General features: G+C 47.7%; 11 protein-coding genes. 5 read left to right on the forward strand and 6 right to left on the reverse strand.

The genetic code is table 11. From position 1 onward, the window contains the following. Positions 1-113: 113 nt before the first annotated feature. Entirely contained in the window at positions 114-2,708 is a 2,595-nt protein-coding gene (gene leuS / locus J3U76_RS02420; RefSeq protein ID WP_208004076.1) for a leucine--tRNA ligase, read from the reverse strand. Positions 2,709-2,833: 125 nt separating this feature from the next. On the opposite strand from leuS, the gene J3U76_RS02425 reads away from it, so the two are divergent. Then, a complete protein-coding gene (locus J3U76_RS02425) occupies positions 2,834-3,319 on the forward strand; it encodes a zinc ribbon-containing protein (RefSeq protein WP_208004077.1) in 486 nt (161 codons plus the stop codon). A 182-nt stretch (positions 3,320-3,501) separates the two neighbouring features. Here J3U76_RS02425 and lnt read toward each other — a convergent pair whose 3' ends face one another. The 5 genes from lnt to miaB form a co-directional block, all read right to left on the reverse strand. After that, a complete protein-coding gene (lnt, locus tag J3U76_RS02430) occupies positions 3,502-5,058 on the reverse strand; it encodes an apolipoprotein N-acyltransferase (protein ID WP_208004078.1) in 1,557 nt (518 codons plus the stop codon). A 2-nt stretch (positions 5,059-5,060) separates the two neighbouring features. After that, positions 5,061-5,942 carry a CNNM family magnesium/cobalt transport protein CorC gene (gene corC, locus J3U76_RS02435; protein ID WP_208004079.1) on the reverse strand — a complete coding sequence of 294 codons (882 nt, stop codon included), beginning with the start codon at positions 5,940-5,942 and terminating at the stop codon, positions 5,061-5,063. A 9-nt stretch (positions 5,943-5,951) separates the two neighbouring features. Further along, on the reverse strand, positions 5,952-6,416 hold the full coding sequence (ybeY, locus tag J3U76_RS02440) for an rRNA maturation RNase YbeY (protein ID WP_243453998.1): 465 nt from the start codon (positions 6,414-6,416) through the stop codon (positions 5,952-5,954). Beyond that, positions 6,413-7,492, reverse strand: a complete 1,080-nt coding sequence (locus J3U76_RS02445; RefSeq protein WP_208004080.1) for a PhoH family protein — start codon at positions 7,490-7,492, stop codon at positions 6,413-6,415. Before J3U76_RS02445 ends, ybeY begins: the two co-directional genes overlap by 4 nt. Before the next feature lie 127 nt (positions 7,493-7,619). Then, positions 7,620-9,050: a tRNA (N6-isopentenyl adenosine(37)-C2)-methylthiotransferase MiaB gene (gene miaB / locus J3U76_RS02450; RefSeq protein ID WP_208004081.1), complete on the reverse strand. Its 1,431-nt coding sequence runs from the start codon at positions 9,048-9,050 to the stop codon at positions 7,620-7,622. Positions 9,051-9,312: 262 nt separating this feature from the next. On the opposite strand from miaB, the gene J3U76_RS02455 reads away from it, so the two are divergent. From J3U76_RS02455 to ispG, 4 genes are all read left to right on the forward strand, one after another. After that, the gene (locus J3U76_RS02455) at positions 9,313-10,491 is read left to right on the forward strand and encodes an FAD-dependent monooxygenase (protein WP_208004082.1); all 1,179 of its coding nucleotides are present in this window, start codon (positions 9,313-9,315) and stop codon (positions 10,489-10,491) included. 427 nt (positions 10,492-10,918) lie between these two features. After that, complete coding sequence (gene rlmN, locus J3U76_RS02460) at positions 10,919-12,037, forward strand: dual-specificity RNA methyltransferase RlmN (RefSeq protein ID WP_208004083.1); 1,119 nt, start codon at positions 10,919-10,921, stop codon at positions 12,035-12,037. Between the two features lie 270 nt (positions 12,038-12,307). Continuing rightward, positions 12,308-13,276, forward strand: a complete 969-nt coding sequence (locus tag J3U76_RS02465; protein ID WP_208004084.1) for a RodZ domain-containing protein — start codon at positions 12,308-12,310, stop codon at positions 13,274-13,276. A gap of 14 nt (positions 13,277-13,290) precedes the next feature. Beyond that, entirely contained in the window at positions 13,291-14,409 is a 1,119-nt protein-coding gene (gene ispG / locus J3U76_RS02470) for a flavodoxin-dependent (E)-4-hydroxy-3-methylbut-2-enyl-diphosphate synthase (RefSeq protein WP_208004085.1), read from the forward strand. Positions 14,410-14,440: the final 31 nt, after the last annotated feature.

The following is a 14,440-nucleotide window of genomic DNA, read 5'->3' on the forward strand; positions in this document are numbered from 1 at the left end:
TAATACTCGACTCACATTTATAGCCCGTTCAAAAAGGTAGAGTAAATTCGACCCTAAATTAAACAAGTACCCTGCTTGAATAGGGTACTTGTTGTTCTGATAGCTGACAGCTATTAATTCGCCACTATATTAAGCAGTTTACCGGGTACGTAAATCACTTTGCGTAGGGTTTTGCCTTCAAGGTGACGCGCCACGTTCTCATCGGCTTGTGCCGTTTGCTCAACGTCCTCTTTTGCGGCATCTGCGGCGACGGTAATCTTACTGCGTACCTTGCCATTAACCTGCACCACAATAAGCTTTTCATCTTCAATAAGTGCACTTTGATCAGCCTCTGGCCAAGGGGCATGGTCGATGTCTGTATTGCCTAATCCCTGCCACAGCTCAACACCAGTGTGGGGAATAATAGGGTGTAGCATTACCGTGATGGCTTCCAGTGCTTCTTGTAGTAACGCGCGGTTTTGGGCATCACTCATGTCTACTTTAGTCAGCTGATTCATCAGCTCCATTACGGCGGCAATGGCGGTATTAAAGGTTTGACGGCGGCCAATATCGTCACTGACTTTGTTAATGGTTTTATGTACAGCACGGCGCAGGGCTTTTTGCTCACGGCTTAAGCTGGCGACATTAAGCGCGTCAACAGGGCCGTGAGATTGATGCTCAAACACCAAACGCCATAAGCGTTTAATAAAGCGCTGTGCACCTTCTACCCCTGAATCTGACCATTCCAGCGTCATATCAGCAGGGGAGGCAAACATCATAAATAAACGCACGGTATCAGCACCGTACTTATCGATCATCACCTGCGGATCGATACCGTTATTTTTTGATTTCGACATCTTGGTCATGCCGGTATGCACCAGTTCGTTACCTGCTTGGTCTTTTGCCGTTTTAACGCGGCCTTTTTCGTCGCGCTCAAGGGTGACATCTAGAGGGCTAACCCAAGTACGAGCCCCTTTTTCATCGGTATGATAAAAGGCGTCAGCCAGTACCATGCCTTGGCACAATAAGCGCTTAAAGGGCTCGTCAGATTCTACTAAGCCGGTGTCACGCAATAACTTGTGGAAAAAGCGCGAGTACAATAAGTGCATGCAAGCGTGCTCTATGCCGCCAATATATTGATCCACGGGTAGCCAGTAGTTGGCTTTTTCAGGATCCAACATGCCTTGGTCGTATTCTGGGCTGCAATAGCGGGCATAATACCAAGATGACTCCATAAAGGTGTCAAAGGTGTCGGTTTCACGCAGTGCAGGCTGGCCGTTATAAGTGGTTTTGGCCCACTCGGCATCGGCTTTAATGGGGCTTTGAATGCCATCCATCACCACATCTTCTGGCAAGATAACGGGCAAGTCTGCTTCAGGTACGCCGACCACTGAGCCGTCTTCTAGGTTCAGCATCGGAATAGGGGCACCCCAGTAACGCTGGCGGCTCACGCCCCAATCACGCAGGCGAAAGTTAACGGTACGTTCACCGAGCTTTTTCTCGATTAAGGTATCGGCAATGGCATCAAAGGCGGCTTGAAAATCTAAGCCATCAAATTCGCCGGAGTTAAATAGTATCCCTTGTTCGGTGTACGCCTCTGTGCTGATATCTAGCTCACTACCATCGGCAGGCTTGATCACAGGAGTAATCTCAAGGCCATATTGAGTGGCAAACTCGTAATCACGTTGATCGTGTGCCGGTACCGACATCACCGCCCCAGAGCCATAATCCATTAACACAAAGTTGGCGGCCCAAATGGGGACTTGTTTGCCAGTTAATGGGTGTACGGCATATAAGCCAGTGGCCACGCCTTTTTTATCCATGGTGGCCATGTCTGCTTCGGCAACATTGCTGTTGTGTTTACAGTCTTCGATAAAAGCTGCAAGCTTGGGGTTGTTTTTAGCAGCTTGCTCTGCCAAAGGGTGACCGGCAGCAATGCCCACATAGGTTACGCCCATTAGCGTATCGGGACGCGTGGTGTACACATCCAATGCTTGAGTTTGCTCTGGTGCTTGGTCGGCCACGCCAAAGGTTAAGGTCACACCTTCGCTGCGGCCAATCCAGTTACGCTGCATGGCTTTAACTTGCTCGGGCCACTCATCTAAGGTGTCAAGATCAGCTAATAGCTCATCAGCGTACTCGGTGATTTTAATAAACCACTGCGGAATTTCTTTACGCTCAACCGGAGTGTCACAACGCCAGCAACAGCCTTCGTTGACTTGCTCATTGGCCAGTACGGTTTCATCGTGAGGGCACCAGTTAACCGACGAGGTTTTTTTATAAACCAAGCCTTTTTCGTACAGCTTTGTGAAAAACCATTGTTCCCAACGATAATATTCAGGGGTACAGGTCGCAAACTCACGATCCCAGTCATAACCAAAGCCCAAGCGCTTCAGCTGGTTTTTCATGTAATCGATATTTTCGTAGGTCCAAGGTGCGGGCGCCGTCTTGTTATTAATGGCGGCATTCTCGGCAGGCAAGCCAAAGGCGTCCCAACCTATGGGCTGCAGTACATTTTTACCTTGCAAGCGTTGGTAGCGAGAGATAACGTCACCTATGGTGTAGTTACGTACATGCCCCATGTGCAGTCGGCCTGACGGGTAAGGAAACATAGATAAACAATAAAATTTGTCTTTACCTGGCTGCTCTGTGGCCTTAAAAGTCTGCTGTTCTGCCCACAAGCGTTGCACTTTGGGCTCAATATCTTGGGGAATGTATTGCTCTTGCATGAATGATATCCGGATTTGTGAATTAGGTAATAAACCAAGGCTCTAAATAGCCATAGAATACCTTAGGGGAGGAAAGGCAACAATAGCCGTGCCCTGGGTGCTCACTATGATAAAGGAGATTGAGCATGGATAACCAACATAAGAAAAAGAAAAGTGGCTATGATGCCTTTGTTGACGATTTGCATAAGCGTTGGCAAGAAAGTGAAAATACCAGCATAAAAGAGTTGGTTGAAACCACACAAGCTTATATGGAGGCGGCCAGTGACTTAACCAAAGACGAGCTGGCGTTGATTGCTGAGTATGTAAAGCGAGACTTGGTGGAGCTTGAAGACAGTGGCGATGAGTTTAGAGACAGCTTATTTTATCGACGCATTAAAGAAACCGTTTGGGGATGGGTATCGGAAATTACCGATAAAAGTCAGTTAGAGTGGCAGGAGTTAGCCACAGAGTTGACCAATAATGGTGAATATCAAGCGGGTGAAGTGGTGGGGCCTGGCCGTTACGACTGCACCCTGTGCGCACATTCTCACGAAGTGACTCACCCCGAAGTGCTCACCAGCTGTTTAGAGTGTAATCATACTGCTTTTATTCGCCGTCCATTAGCGGTGTAAGTGACAGCCGTACGTGATACGCCGTACGTGATACGCCGTACGCTATACGTATAAGTACTAAAGAACAGTGTTATGCCGTACGATTTACTCTGCGTGTTAGGGCAATAAAAAACGCCGCGTCTGTTGATGCGGCGTTTTTGTTTTCTGTGCCGCGTATGTCGTACAGCTTACGGCGTTAAACGTTAACTTCTTGCTTTTGCTCTTAGGTTTTCTTGGGCGGCCAGTCGCTGTTGTTGGCCGCGATATTGGCGGCGGCCTTGGCTGGCACCGAATAGGCCGCTAATTAATAGCCAGGCAAACAAAGGTGTGCCACCAAAGCGAGCATAAGGTGTGAGGCCCGTCATACCTGTCACATTGGCATTCAATACACCATGCTCAAATTGCGGCAAACTTGCGATTAGCTTGCCTTTTTCATCTGTCACTAAGGTGACGCCATTGTTAGTGGCACGAATGAGCGGACGCCCTAGCTCTAAAGAACGCATGCGGGCAATTTGTTGATGCTGCCACGGACCAATTGAGCGCCCAAACCAAGTATCGTTTGACAAGGTGAGCAGGTAATCAGTGTCGGGTTTCATGTTATTGCGCACCAAGCTTGGGAAAGCGACCTCATAGCAAATGGCCACGCTAAGCTGTTGTCCTGCGGCGTTTAAGTCGGGCTGGTTTGCCTTACCTTGTGCAAAGGATGACATGGGTAAGTTAAAAAAGGGAGCTAAAGGGCGCAGTAAGTCGCCAAACGGGACGAACTCACCAATGGGCACTAAGTGCTGCTTATAATAGCGATTCGTATGTTCAAGTTGATAGGGAATAGCATTACGGCCCAAAGTAATCACTGAGTTATACATAGCGCCAGAGTCAGCTTGTGAGACTAAGCCGGTGATCAGGCTTTGACCGCGTTCTCGCATTAATCGGTCGACTTGTGCTAACCAAGGAGCCAAGCGCTGCTCGGTTTCTGGCAGTGCAGATTCGGGCCAAATTACCACATCGGCTTGGCGTTCGGGTAAAGTAAGGTTCATATAGCGATCAATGCTATATTCAAGCTGGCCAGATACCCATTTTAGTGATTGTTCAATATTGCCTTGAATGAGCGCAAAGCGGCTGCTTTGAGTAGGCGTAACCCATTGGATATATTGAGTGCTTATTGCAACTGCCCACAGGACTAGTGCGCCAAGACTTGGCCACCAACGCCAGTGTGAGTGGCGGCGAATGCCCAGCCAAAGTGCACCGGCTGAGAATGTCAACAGCCAACTAATGCCTTGTACTCCAAGAATAGGGGCAAGACCTGCCAGCGGCCCATCCAGCTGGCTATAGCCAAACCATAACCAAGGAAAGCCCGTTAATACCCAACCGCGCAGCCAGTCGGCCAGCATTAATAATGCGGGTAACACTAATAAGGCACGCCAGCGAGGGGTAGGCACTAGTCGCTGAGCCAGCCAAACGGCGGCGGCGGTATACAGACTTAAATACGCCGCCAGTAGGGCGACTAATAAAAAAGCAGCCCATAAAGGCAGACCACCAAACAGAGTCATGCTGTTATGGATCCACCATAAACCCACAAAATAAAAGCCAATTGCCCAGATAAAAGCATGTTTAGCTGCCTGCTTAGGGGGCTGAGGCTGGGTGAATGCATACAGGCTCAGTAAAGAGACAAGAGCGAGTGGCCAATAACCAAATGGGCTAAAAGCCAAAACGCCAAGAGCCCCGCTAAGCAGGGCCCCTATGTAAAGCAAGTAATGACGCACGTTTATATGTCTTCCGAAGTAGAGGTTTCCTGATTATCAGGTATCTTAACTTGCAACTGTAACAGACGTCGACGATCGGCATGGGCGACTTTAAAAATAAAGCCATTAATTTCTAACTGCTCGCCTTTAGCGGGTAAATGCCCGAAAGCATGCATTACCAAGCCCCCTACGGTATCTGCTTCTTCGTCACTAAAGTCCGTTTGAAAAAAGTCGTTAAAATCATCGATATCGGTTAATGCTGCCACCGTATAAACCCGCGACGTAACTTGGCGGATCTCGGCACTTTCTTCAGCATCAAACTCATCTTCTATATCGCCAACAATCAGCTCAAGAATATCTTCAATGGTCACTAAGCCCGAAACCCCACCAAACTCATCCACCACTATGGCCATGTGATAACGCTCTTGGCGAAATTCTTTTAGCAGCTTATCGAGCCGCTTACTCTCGGGAACGACCACAGCGGGGCGTAAAATATCATCGATAGAAAATTTTTCATCAGTGAGAGCCAGACCATATTGCAGCAAGTCCTTGGCTAGCAATATGCCCTCTATATGATCTTTATCTTCATTAACCACCGGAAAGCGCGAATGCGTTGACTCGATTATCATCGGTAGAAAATGAGAAACTGGCTGAGATTTTTCTACGGTCACCATTTGTGAACGAGGGATCATAATGTCGCGAACTCTAAGCTCGCTTACATCTAGTACGCCTTCAATCATATCTTTAGTATCTTGATCGATCAGCTCACGCTGGCTGGCGTCCATGATTACTTCTACTAATTCTTCACGGTTCTTCGGTTCGCCCTGAAACATTTGGCCTAGTTTTTCTAACCAATTTTTCTTAGTGGACGAACCGTAATCTGAGTTCGAGTTATCGTCGCTCATTGACCTAATTTAACCTTCATCATCAAGATAGGGATTGGCAATGCCAAGTGTTGCCAAAATGGCAATTTCCTTGGCTTCCATTATATCGGCTTCATCATCCTTAATATGGTCGAAGCCGAGCAAATGCAAGCAACCATGCACCACCATATGGGCCCAATGGGCTTCAAGTGGTTTTTGTTGCTGCTGTGCTTCGTGTTCAACTACTTGGCGACAAATCACTAAGTCACCTAATAGGGGTAAATCGATACCTGGCGGAGCTTCAAATGGAAATGATAATACATTGGTCGGCTTATCTTTACCGCGATAGTCACGATTAAGCTCACGACTTTCATTTTCGTCCACTAAGCGTACTGTTAACTCGGTTTCTTCGCGCTCAGAAGAAAGGGTAGCTCGTAGCCAGCTTTCTAGCTGTTGTTCGCTAGGTAAGCATGGCGCATCATCACAGGCAATTTGTACATCTAACCATAAAGTCATGATGGTGTCTCATTATTCGTTGGAGTACTTACATCTTGCTGTAGTAAGGGGGCTTTTTGCGCGCTGGTTGTTTGTGGTTGCTGCTGAGAGTCAAATGCCTCGTAGGCACGTACAATACGTGCCACCACGGGATGGCGCACCACGTCTTCAGCATGAAAGAAATCAAACGATAAGCCCTCTACGCCGTGTAACACTTCAATGGCGTGGCGTAAGCCTGATTTGGCATTACGAGGCAAGTCTATCTGGGTGATATCTCCAGTGATCACCGCGCGTGAGTTAAAGCCAATGCGGGTTAAAAACATTTTCATCTGTTCAACCGTGGTATTTTGGCTTTCATCAAGAATAATAAAAGCATCATTTAAAGTACGCCCGCGCATATAGGCCAGTGGAGCCACCTCAATAACATTACGCTCAATCAGCTTTTCTACTTCTTCAAACCCCAGCATTTCAAACAAAGCGTCATACAAGGGACGCAAATAAGGGTCTACTTTTTGGCTTAAATCACCGGGCAAAAAGCCCAGTTTTTCACCGGCTTCTACCGCGGGGCGAGTAAGCAAAATACGACGCACTTGCTGGCGCTCTAGGGCATCAACGGCAGCTGCTACCGCCAGATAGGTTTTGCCTGTTCCCGCTGGGCCTATGCCAAAGGTAATGTCGTGGTTAATAATATCTGTAACGTAATTCGCTTGACTGGGTGAGCGCGGTTTAATAAGACCCCGCTTAGTCTTGATACTGACCTCGTTGCGGTACTGATAATGCTCATCTGATTGAGAGGCTTGATCAAGCACTTGGCTGCCTTCAATCGCTAAGTGAACCATCTCAGGCGTAATATCAGCCAGACCTTGGCCACGTACGGGCTGGGTGTCTACATAAAGATCGGTGAGGATCTGTGCCGCAGCGTTAATTAACCGCTGGGCGCCAATGAGGGTGAAATCTTCATTATGATAATTGATTTCTACCCCAAGACGGCGCTCTAATTGTTTAATATTATCATCAAAAGGACCACATAAGCTCGCCAGACGTTGGCCGTCAGCGGGCTGCAATTCAAATTCTAAGGTAGTGACAGCAGAGGTCAAATTAACTCCTGTTCTAAAAAAGCTATCAGCCGTAAGCTTTCAGCTATAAGCCAAATCTTAAACACAGCTCCTGTAGGCTAGTGTTTTTCCTTAACTTATACTTACAGCTGATCGCTTAACGCTTTATTTAAGGGGTAAACGTCGCCACACCCACTTCATCGGCTACGCCATCGGGGCGTCGGGTGAGAATACTTTGTGGTGAGGTTTGTACACGTAACCCCATTTCATCTTCGCCCCGTACAAATTGGCCACGTAAACTATTGGGGCGAGCCTCAATGATTTCTACATCGGCAAAGCCACCAATCAGTGAGTGCGGCCCTTCAAAGTTAACCACGCGGTTATTTTCAGTACGGCCACGCAGCTCCATTGGGTTTAACTTGGACGGGCCTTCCACCAAAATACGCTGAGTAGAGCCCATCATCTGGCGACTGATTTGTTGTGCTTGGTTATTAATCAGTGTTTGTAATTTAGCAAGACGTGCTTTTTTCTCATCCAAAGGCACATCATCTGGCAAATCGGCAGCCGGTGTGCCTGGGCGAGCACTAAATATAAAGCTATAACTTAAATCAAACCCTATATCTTCGATTAACTTTATTGTTTGTTCAAAGTCATCGTTCGACTCACCGGGAAAGCCGATAATAAAATCTGAGCTTAAGGTGAGATCGGGGCGAGCTGCCCGTAATTTACGAATTTTAGATTTGTACTCTAATGCGGTATGAGCTCGTTTCATTAGCGTTAAAATACGATCTGAACCACTTTGTACCGGTAAGTGCAAAAAGCTGACTAACTCAGGTGTGTCTTTGTACACCTCAATAATGTCGTCAGTAAACTCAATAGGGTGACTGGTGGTATAACGGATACGGTCGATACCATCAATTGAGGCCACTAAGCGTAGTAATTCCGCAAAACTGCAAATGTCACCTTCGTGGGTATCACCGCGATAACCGTTAACGTTTTGCCCCAAAAGGTTAACTTCGCGTACCCCTTGATCCGCTAATTGAGCGATTTCATACAAGACATCATCGAGCGGACGGCTGACTTCTTCACCGCGGGTATAAGGCACAACACAAAACGAGCAATACTTAGAGCAGCCCTCCATAATGGAGACATAAGCACTGGCGCCTTCGGCTTTTGGCTCGGGTAAGTTGTCAAACTTTTCTATTTCAGGAAAAGTCACGTCCACTTGAGCCCCGTTACCTTCCATTACCGATTTGATCATGGCGGGTAAACGATGCAGGGTTTGAGGACCAAATACCAAGTCTACATAGTGTGCTCGGGCACGAATCGCTTCCCCTTCTTGAGAGGCAACACAGCCCCCCACACCTATCACTAATTTAGGATTAGCGGCTTTTAGTGGGCGCCAACGGCCTAGCTGATGGAATACTTTCTCTTGTGCTTTTTCACGAATAGAGCAGGTATTTAGCAGCAATACATCCGCTTGTGCAGGATCATCAGTTAGCTCGTAACCGTGGGCGGCGTCTAGCAGAACGGCCATCTTAGATGAATCGTATTCGTTCATCTGACAGCCCCAAGTTTTAATATGTAGTTTTTTGCTCATGGCACTCTTTGAATTACGACCGCGTTAATAACGCTAAAGGACATGGGTATAGAGCGATAATTCTACTCTCTTAGAGTGCGAGTGACCAGCAAGCGTGTGAAGAGTGATCGGAAAAAAAGCAACAGTTTGGGGTAAGTACAGGGTTCGCTTCATAAAAAACACTGACAGTTCAGGGATTAACTCAAACAGATAATTGATCGCTTTGCTGTCAATTAAACAATAGAGTTACGTTAGAATAGCCTAAAAATAATGAGGTGAGCACATGGACAAACAAGAACACTGCGATATTGCCATTGTGGGCGGCGGCATGGTGGGCGCATTAACAGCGGCATTGTTGGCACCAACCGGCTTGCATATTCGTGTTATAGAAGCGCGAACGGCCAAGGCGTTTAGCGCCGAACAGCCCGCAGATTTGCGCGTGTCCGCCATTAGTGCCACCTCGGTACGCTTATTAGAGCAAGCTGGTGCTTGGCAACATATTATAGCCATGCGCGCTTGGCCTTATCAGTGCTTAGAAGCCGCTGAGCTTGACGGCTTTTATACCCGCTTTAGTGCAGCGGAACTTAAATGTGATTATCTTGGATATATGGTCGAGAATCGCATTATTCAGCTAGGCTTGTGGCAGGAGTTAGCCAAGCACCCCAATGTACATCTTGATTGCCCTAATGGTGTGCGCGCCTTACAACAAAATGAGGCCGGGGCGCAGTTAAGCTTGACCGAAGGCCAGCAGTTGCAGGCTAAGTTGGTGCTGGCCTGCGATGGGGCTGAATCTGTGACTCGTCAGCTGGCGGGTATTGGCGTAACAGCTTGGGATTACAGTCAGCATTGCATGTTGATCAGTATTGAAGCGGACGAGTTAGAATCCGATACCACTTGGCAGCAATTTAGTGCCAGCGGCCCTCGGGCATTTTTACCCATGGGAGAAAAGCGCGGTTCATTGGTTTGGTATGATCACAAAGCGCGCATTCAGGCGCTGACTGCGCTGGATAATTCGGTATTAGCCGAGCAAGCTCGGGCACATTTCCCGGCCAGAATGCGCAATATAAAGGTGTTAGATAAAGGCAGCTTTGCCTTGCGTCGGCGTCATGCTAATCAATATGTAAAAGGGGCTGTGGTGTTGTTAGGCGATGCCGCTCATACCATTAATCCGCTGGCAGGCCAGGGGGTGAATTTAGGCTTTAAAGATGTGGCCCTACTTAATAAGCTGATTCATCAAGGGCTTGTGGCTAAATTAGACTTTGCCGCTGCTGAGCGGTTAGCGCGTTATCAGCGTGGGCGCCGGCCCGATAATTTGTTGATGCAGTCGGCGATGGATGTGTGTTATCACACCTTTAGTAATAATTTTTTGCCAATAAAAGTGTTGCGTAATTTAGGGTTAAAAGCCGCCGAGCACAGTGGGCCGCTGAAAAAACGAGTAATGAAATATGCAATGGGGTTGTAAGAGTGGCGCCGAGCCTGTCATCTCATCACATATTTTTTTGATATTTGAGTGGTAATCAGGCAGAGCGCGCTACTCCGCTCGACTCGCCGCTGGGCTAGCCACCTTTGCTGGGTAACGGCTGCAAATATTCACAGGATATTTGGTCCATCACCCAGCAGAGGTACACGGCAGCAAGCTGCCCCATACGGGCTCCGCCGCGCCCTCCCTGGCGCGGAGGGTCGACGGAGCAGACACCCTCTGCCTGCCCATTAGCATCTGAGCTGCCAGTCATTACAAACTGTCGGCATCTAAATATGAATAAAGGGCAAGCACCAAGTATCTGGTGCGCTTTTATGGGGTTATGGTGTAGCTCTGGTAAGTCTTTGCTAAATTCTGTACAATTTCGCGCCCCTGTGGGCACTGGTCAGTAAGCGATGAGGCAACCGAAATGAGTGATAAAAAAGTAAACCTACTAGATTTGGATCGTAAGGGGATGCGCGCCTTCTTTGAAGAGATGGGCGAAAAACCGTTTCGAGCCGATCAAGTGATGAAATGGATTTATCACTACGGTTGTGACGACTTTGAGCAAATGACCAATATCAACAAGGTATTGCGTGCCAAGTTACAACAAAAAGCGGAAATTCAGGCTCCCGAAATCAGCGTCGAAAAAATTTCTGATGACGGCACCATTAAGTGGGCGATGCAGGTCGGTTCCCAAGAAGTAGAAACCGTTTATATTCCCGATGGCGACAGAGCGACTTTATGTGTGTCTTCTCAGGTAGGTTGTGCCCTCGATTGTAAGTTTTGCTCGACCGCACAGCAGGGCTTTAACCGCAACTTAAAAGTGTCAGAAATTATTGGCCAAGTTTGGCGTGCCGCCAGTCGTGTTGGTTTTGTGCGTGACAATGAACGTAAACCCATTACTAATGTGGTAATGATGGGCATGGGTGAGCCGCTGCTTAACCTAAATAATGTGGTGCCAGCGATGAGCTTAATGCTGGAAGACTTTGGCTTTGGTTTGTCTAAACGTCGAGTGACATTATCTACCTCAGGTGTTGTGCCAGCACTGGATAAAATGGGTGACATGATAGATGTGGCACTAGCAGTGTCCTTGCATGCGGCCAACGATGAATTACGCTCACAAATTATGCCCATCAACGATAAGTACAACATTGCGACTTTGCTTGAGAGTGTGCGTAACTATATTAGTAAATCCAATGCGAATCATGGCAAAGTGACCATCGAATATGTGCTGCTTGATCATGTGAATGACGGCACCGAACATGCGGAAGAATTGGCGGAACTCTTAAAAGACTTACCTTGTAAGATCAACCTGATCCCCTTTAACCCCTTCCCAGGCAATGACTATGGCAAGCCGAGCAACAGCCGTATTGATCGCTTCAATAAAGTTTTGATGAAGTATGGCAACACGGTCACGATTCGTAAAACCCGCGGCGATGATATCGATGCCGCCTGTGGTCAGCTGGTGGGTGATGTTATTGACCGTACCAAGCGCACCATGAAAAAACGGATGCAGGAGCAACCTATATCCGTCACAATAGTTTAAGAAAGCGTTATAGTCTGTCGTTTAGTGCTATTGTGTGGCGGATGAGGTGAGTTCACTTAGGGTTTTTAGTGTTAATGGGAACATTTCTAGCAGGCCGTGGTCATGTGTAACTAGGCTGTGGTGTTTCCTACTATAATTAACCCAGTCCAACACGTTTATGGTTAACAGCACGTATTGAATTGGCAGCAAAGTCGCAATGAAGAGCAGATAACCGCTGCCCATCAAGACGCTTATTTCCAGACTCATAACAGGCTAGGCGATTGTTATTAAATGACGATAAATGAAGCAGATACACAGCCACAGGCTGACACTCCAATAACCTCTGGGCCTGGCTCCTTATTGCGTCATGCTCGCGAGGCTAAAGGGTGGACGCAAGCAGAGGTGGCTCGCCGACTTAACTTACGACTGGCAGTGATCGAGTCGATTGATAGCGATCAACATAAAGCCGGAGTGGCAACCACTTTTTTACGCGGTTATGTCAAAGCTTATGCCAAAGTGGTAGGGGTGGATGAGCGTCAGGCATTAGCGGCATTTGATGTCGTGAATACTGAAGAGCCAGCGTTTGAAGCATCAATGAAAAGCTTTTCTAAAAAAACGCGTCAACAAGCCAGTGATAAATGGCTAAAGCGCATTAGCTGGTTCGTTTTTTTAGGTTTACTCGTATCATTAGTTTACTGGTGGTGGCAAGAGGGCGGTGCTGAACAAATGGGACGGGGCTCTCCTGTGGTTCATGATCAGAGCGCTACAAATCTCTCTGAGCCTAAGGTATCAGCTTCGTCTAACTCGCCACTGGACGCAATTAATACATCCGAGACCCCATTAACGAACGTCGAACCTAATGCTAACACGCAAGTAATCCCTAATGCTGACGGGAATACCCCCACCACAAATGCACAAGCGAGTGGTGGCGTTCAGGCGAATAACCCCGAGGCCGATGCTGAGTCCACTGTAGCCACAAGTGAACCCTCTCAAGCAGATTCAATGCCAGACGCCAACCCTAGACTACTCAGTTTACGCTTTAGTGATGACTGCTGGATTAGAATTACCGACAGTAGCGGGGTAACACTGAGTGAAGGGATTAAAACAGCGCAGCAGACCTTAGCGTTAGAAGGAAAGCCTCCTTTTAAGGTGGTGTTAGGCGTACCCGGTGCGGCTCATATTGAATATATGAACCAAACCGTCGACTTATCCTCTTTTAGTGCCGGTCGGGCAGCCCGACTGACGATTCCCCTTGATTAAAGCAAGAGTAACTAATGTCCTTACATGACTCTCCTATTGTGCGACGTCAATCTAAACAAATTCGTGTAGGCTCAGTGTTAGTCGGTGGTAATGCCCCTATTAGTGTGCAAACCATGACCAATACGCTCACCACAGATGTTGAGGCGACGCTGGCCCAAATTCGGGCGGTTGAAAAAGTGGGCGCCGATATGGTGCGGGTATCTGTCCCTACTATGGAGGCGGCAGAAGCCTTTAAAGTGATCCGTGCTAACACCACAATACCCTTGATTGCTGATATTCACTTTGACTATCGTATTGCCTTACAAGTAGCAGAGTACGGTGCTGATTGTCTACGTATTAACCCAGGCAACATTGGCCGTGAAGACAGAGTACGTGCTGTTGTGGATTGTGCGCGAGACAAAGGCATTCCCATTCGTATTGGTGTGAATGGCGGATCGCTTGAAAAAGAAATTCAAGAAAAATACGGTGAACCCACCCCCAATGCTTTGGTTGAATCAGCCCTGCGCCATGTTGATATACTCGACCGCCTTAACTTTGATCAGTTTAAGGTTAGCGTTAAAGCCTCCGATGTCTTTTTAGCGGTGGGCGCTTATCGAGAGCTGGCACGTCAAATTGAGCAGCCTTTACACCTAGGGATCACCGAGGCCGGTGGTTTTCGTTCTGGGGCGGTGAAATCTTCTGTGGGATTAGGCATGTTACTGGCCGAAGGCATAGGCGATACGCTGCGTATTTCATTGGCGGCAGACCCGGTTGAAGAGATTAAAGTGGGCTTTGATATATTAAAGTCACTGCGTATTCGCTCTAGAGGTATTAACTTTATTGCTTGTCCGTCGTGCTCACGTCAAGAATTTGATGTGATTAGCACAGTGAATGAGTTAGAAAATCGCCTTGAAGATATTATAACCCCTATGGATGTATCTATTATTGGCTGCGTGGTCAATGGCCCAGGCGAGGCACTTATTTCGGACTTAGGCTTAGCAGGAGCCCAACGCAAAAGCGCTTTATACGACGATGGCGAGCGCATTGGTCGATTAGATAACCGCAGCTTAGTCGATAGCTTAGAAAGTCGAATTCGAGCCAAAGTGGCCATGATGGATCCCAATGCCCGTATTCCGGTACAAGGCAAAGACTAAGTCGAATTCCTTGATTGACCTTAGGCATTAA

Origin of the sequence: Oceanisphaera pacifica (assembly GCF_017498065.1) — a bacterium.
Lineage (GTDB): Bacteria > Pseudomonadota > Gammaproteobacteria > Enterobacterales > Aeromonadaceae > Oceanimonas > Oceanimonas pacifica.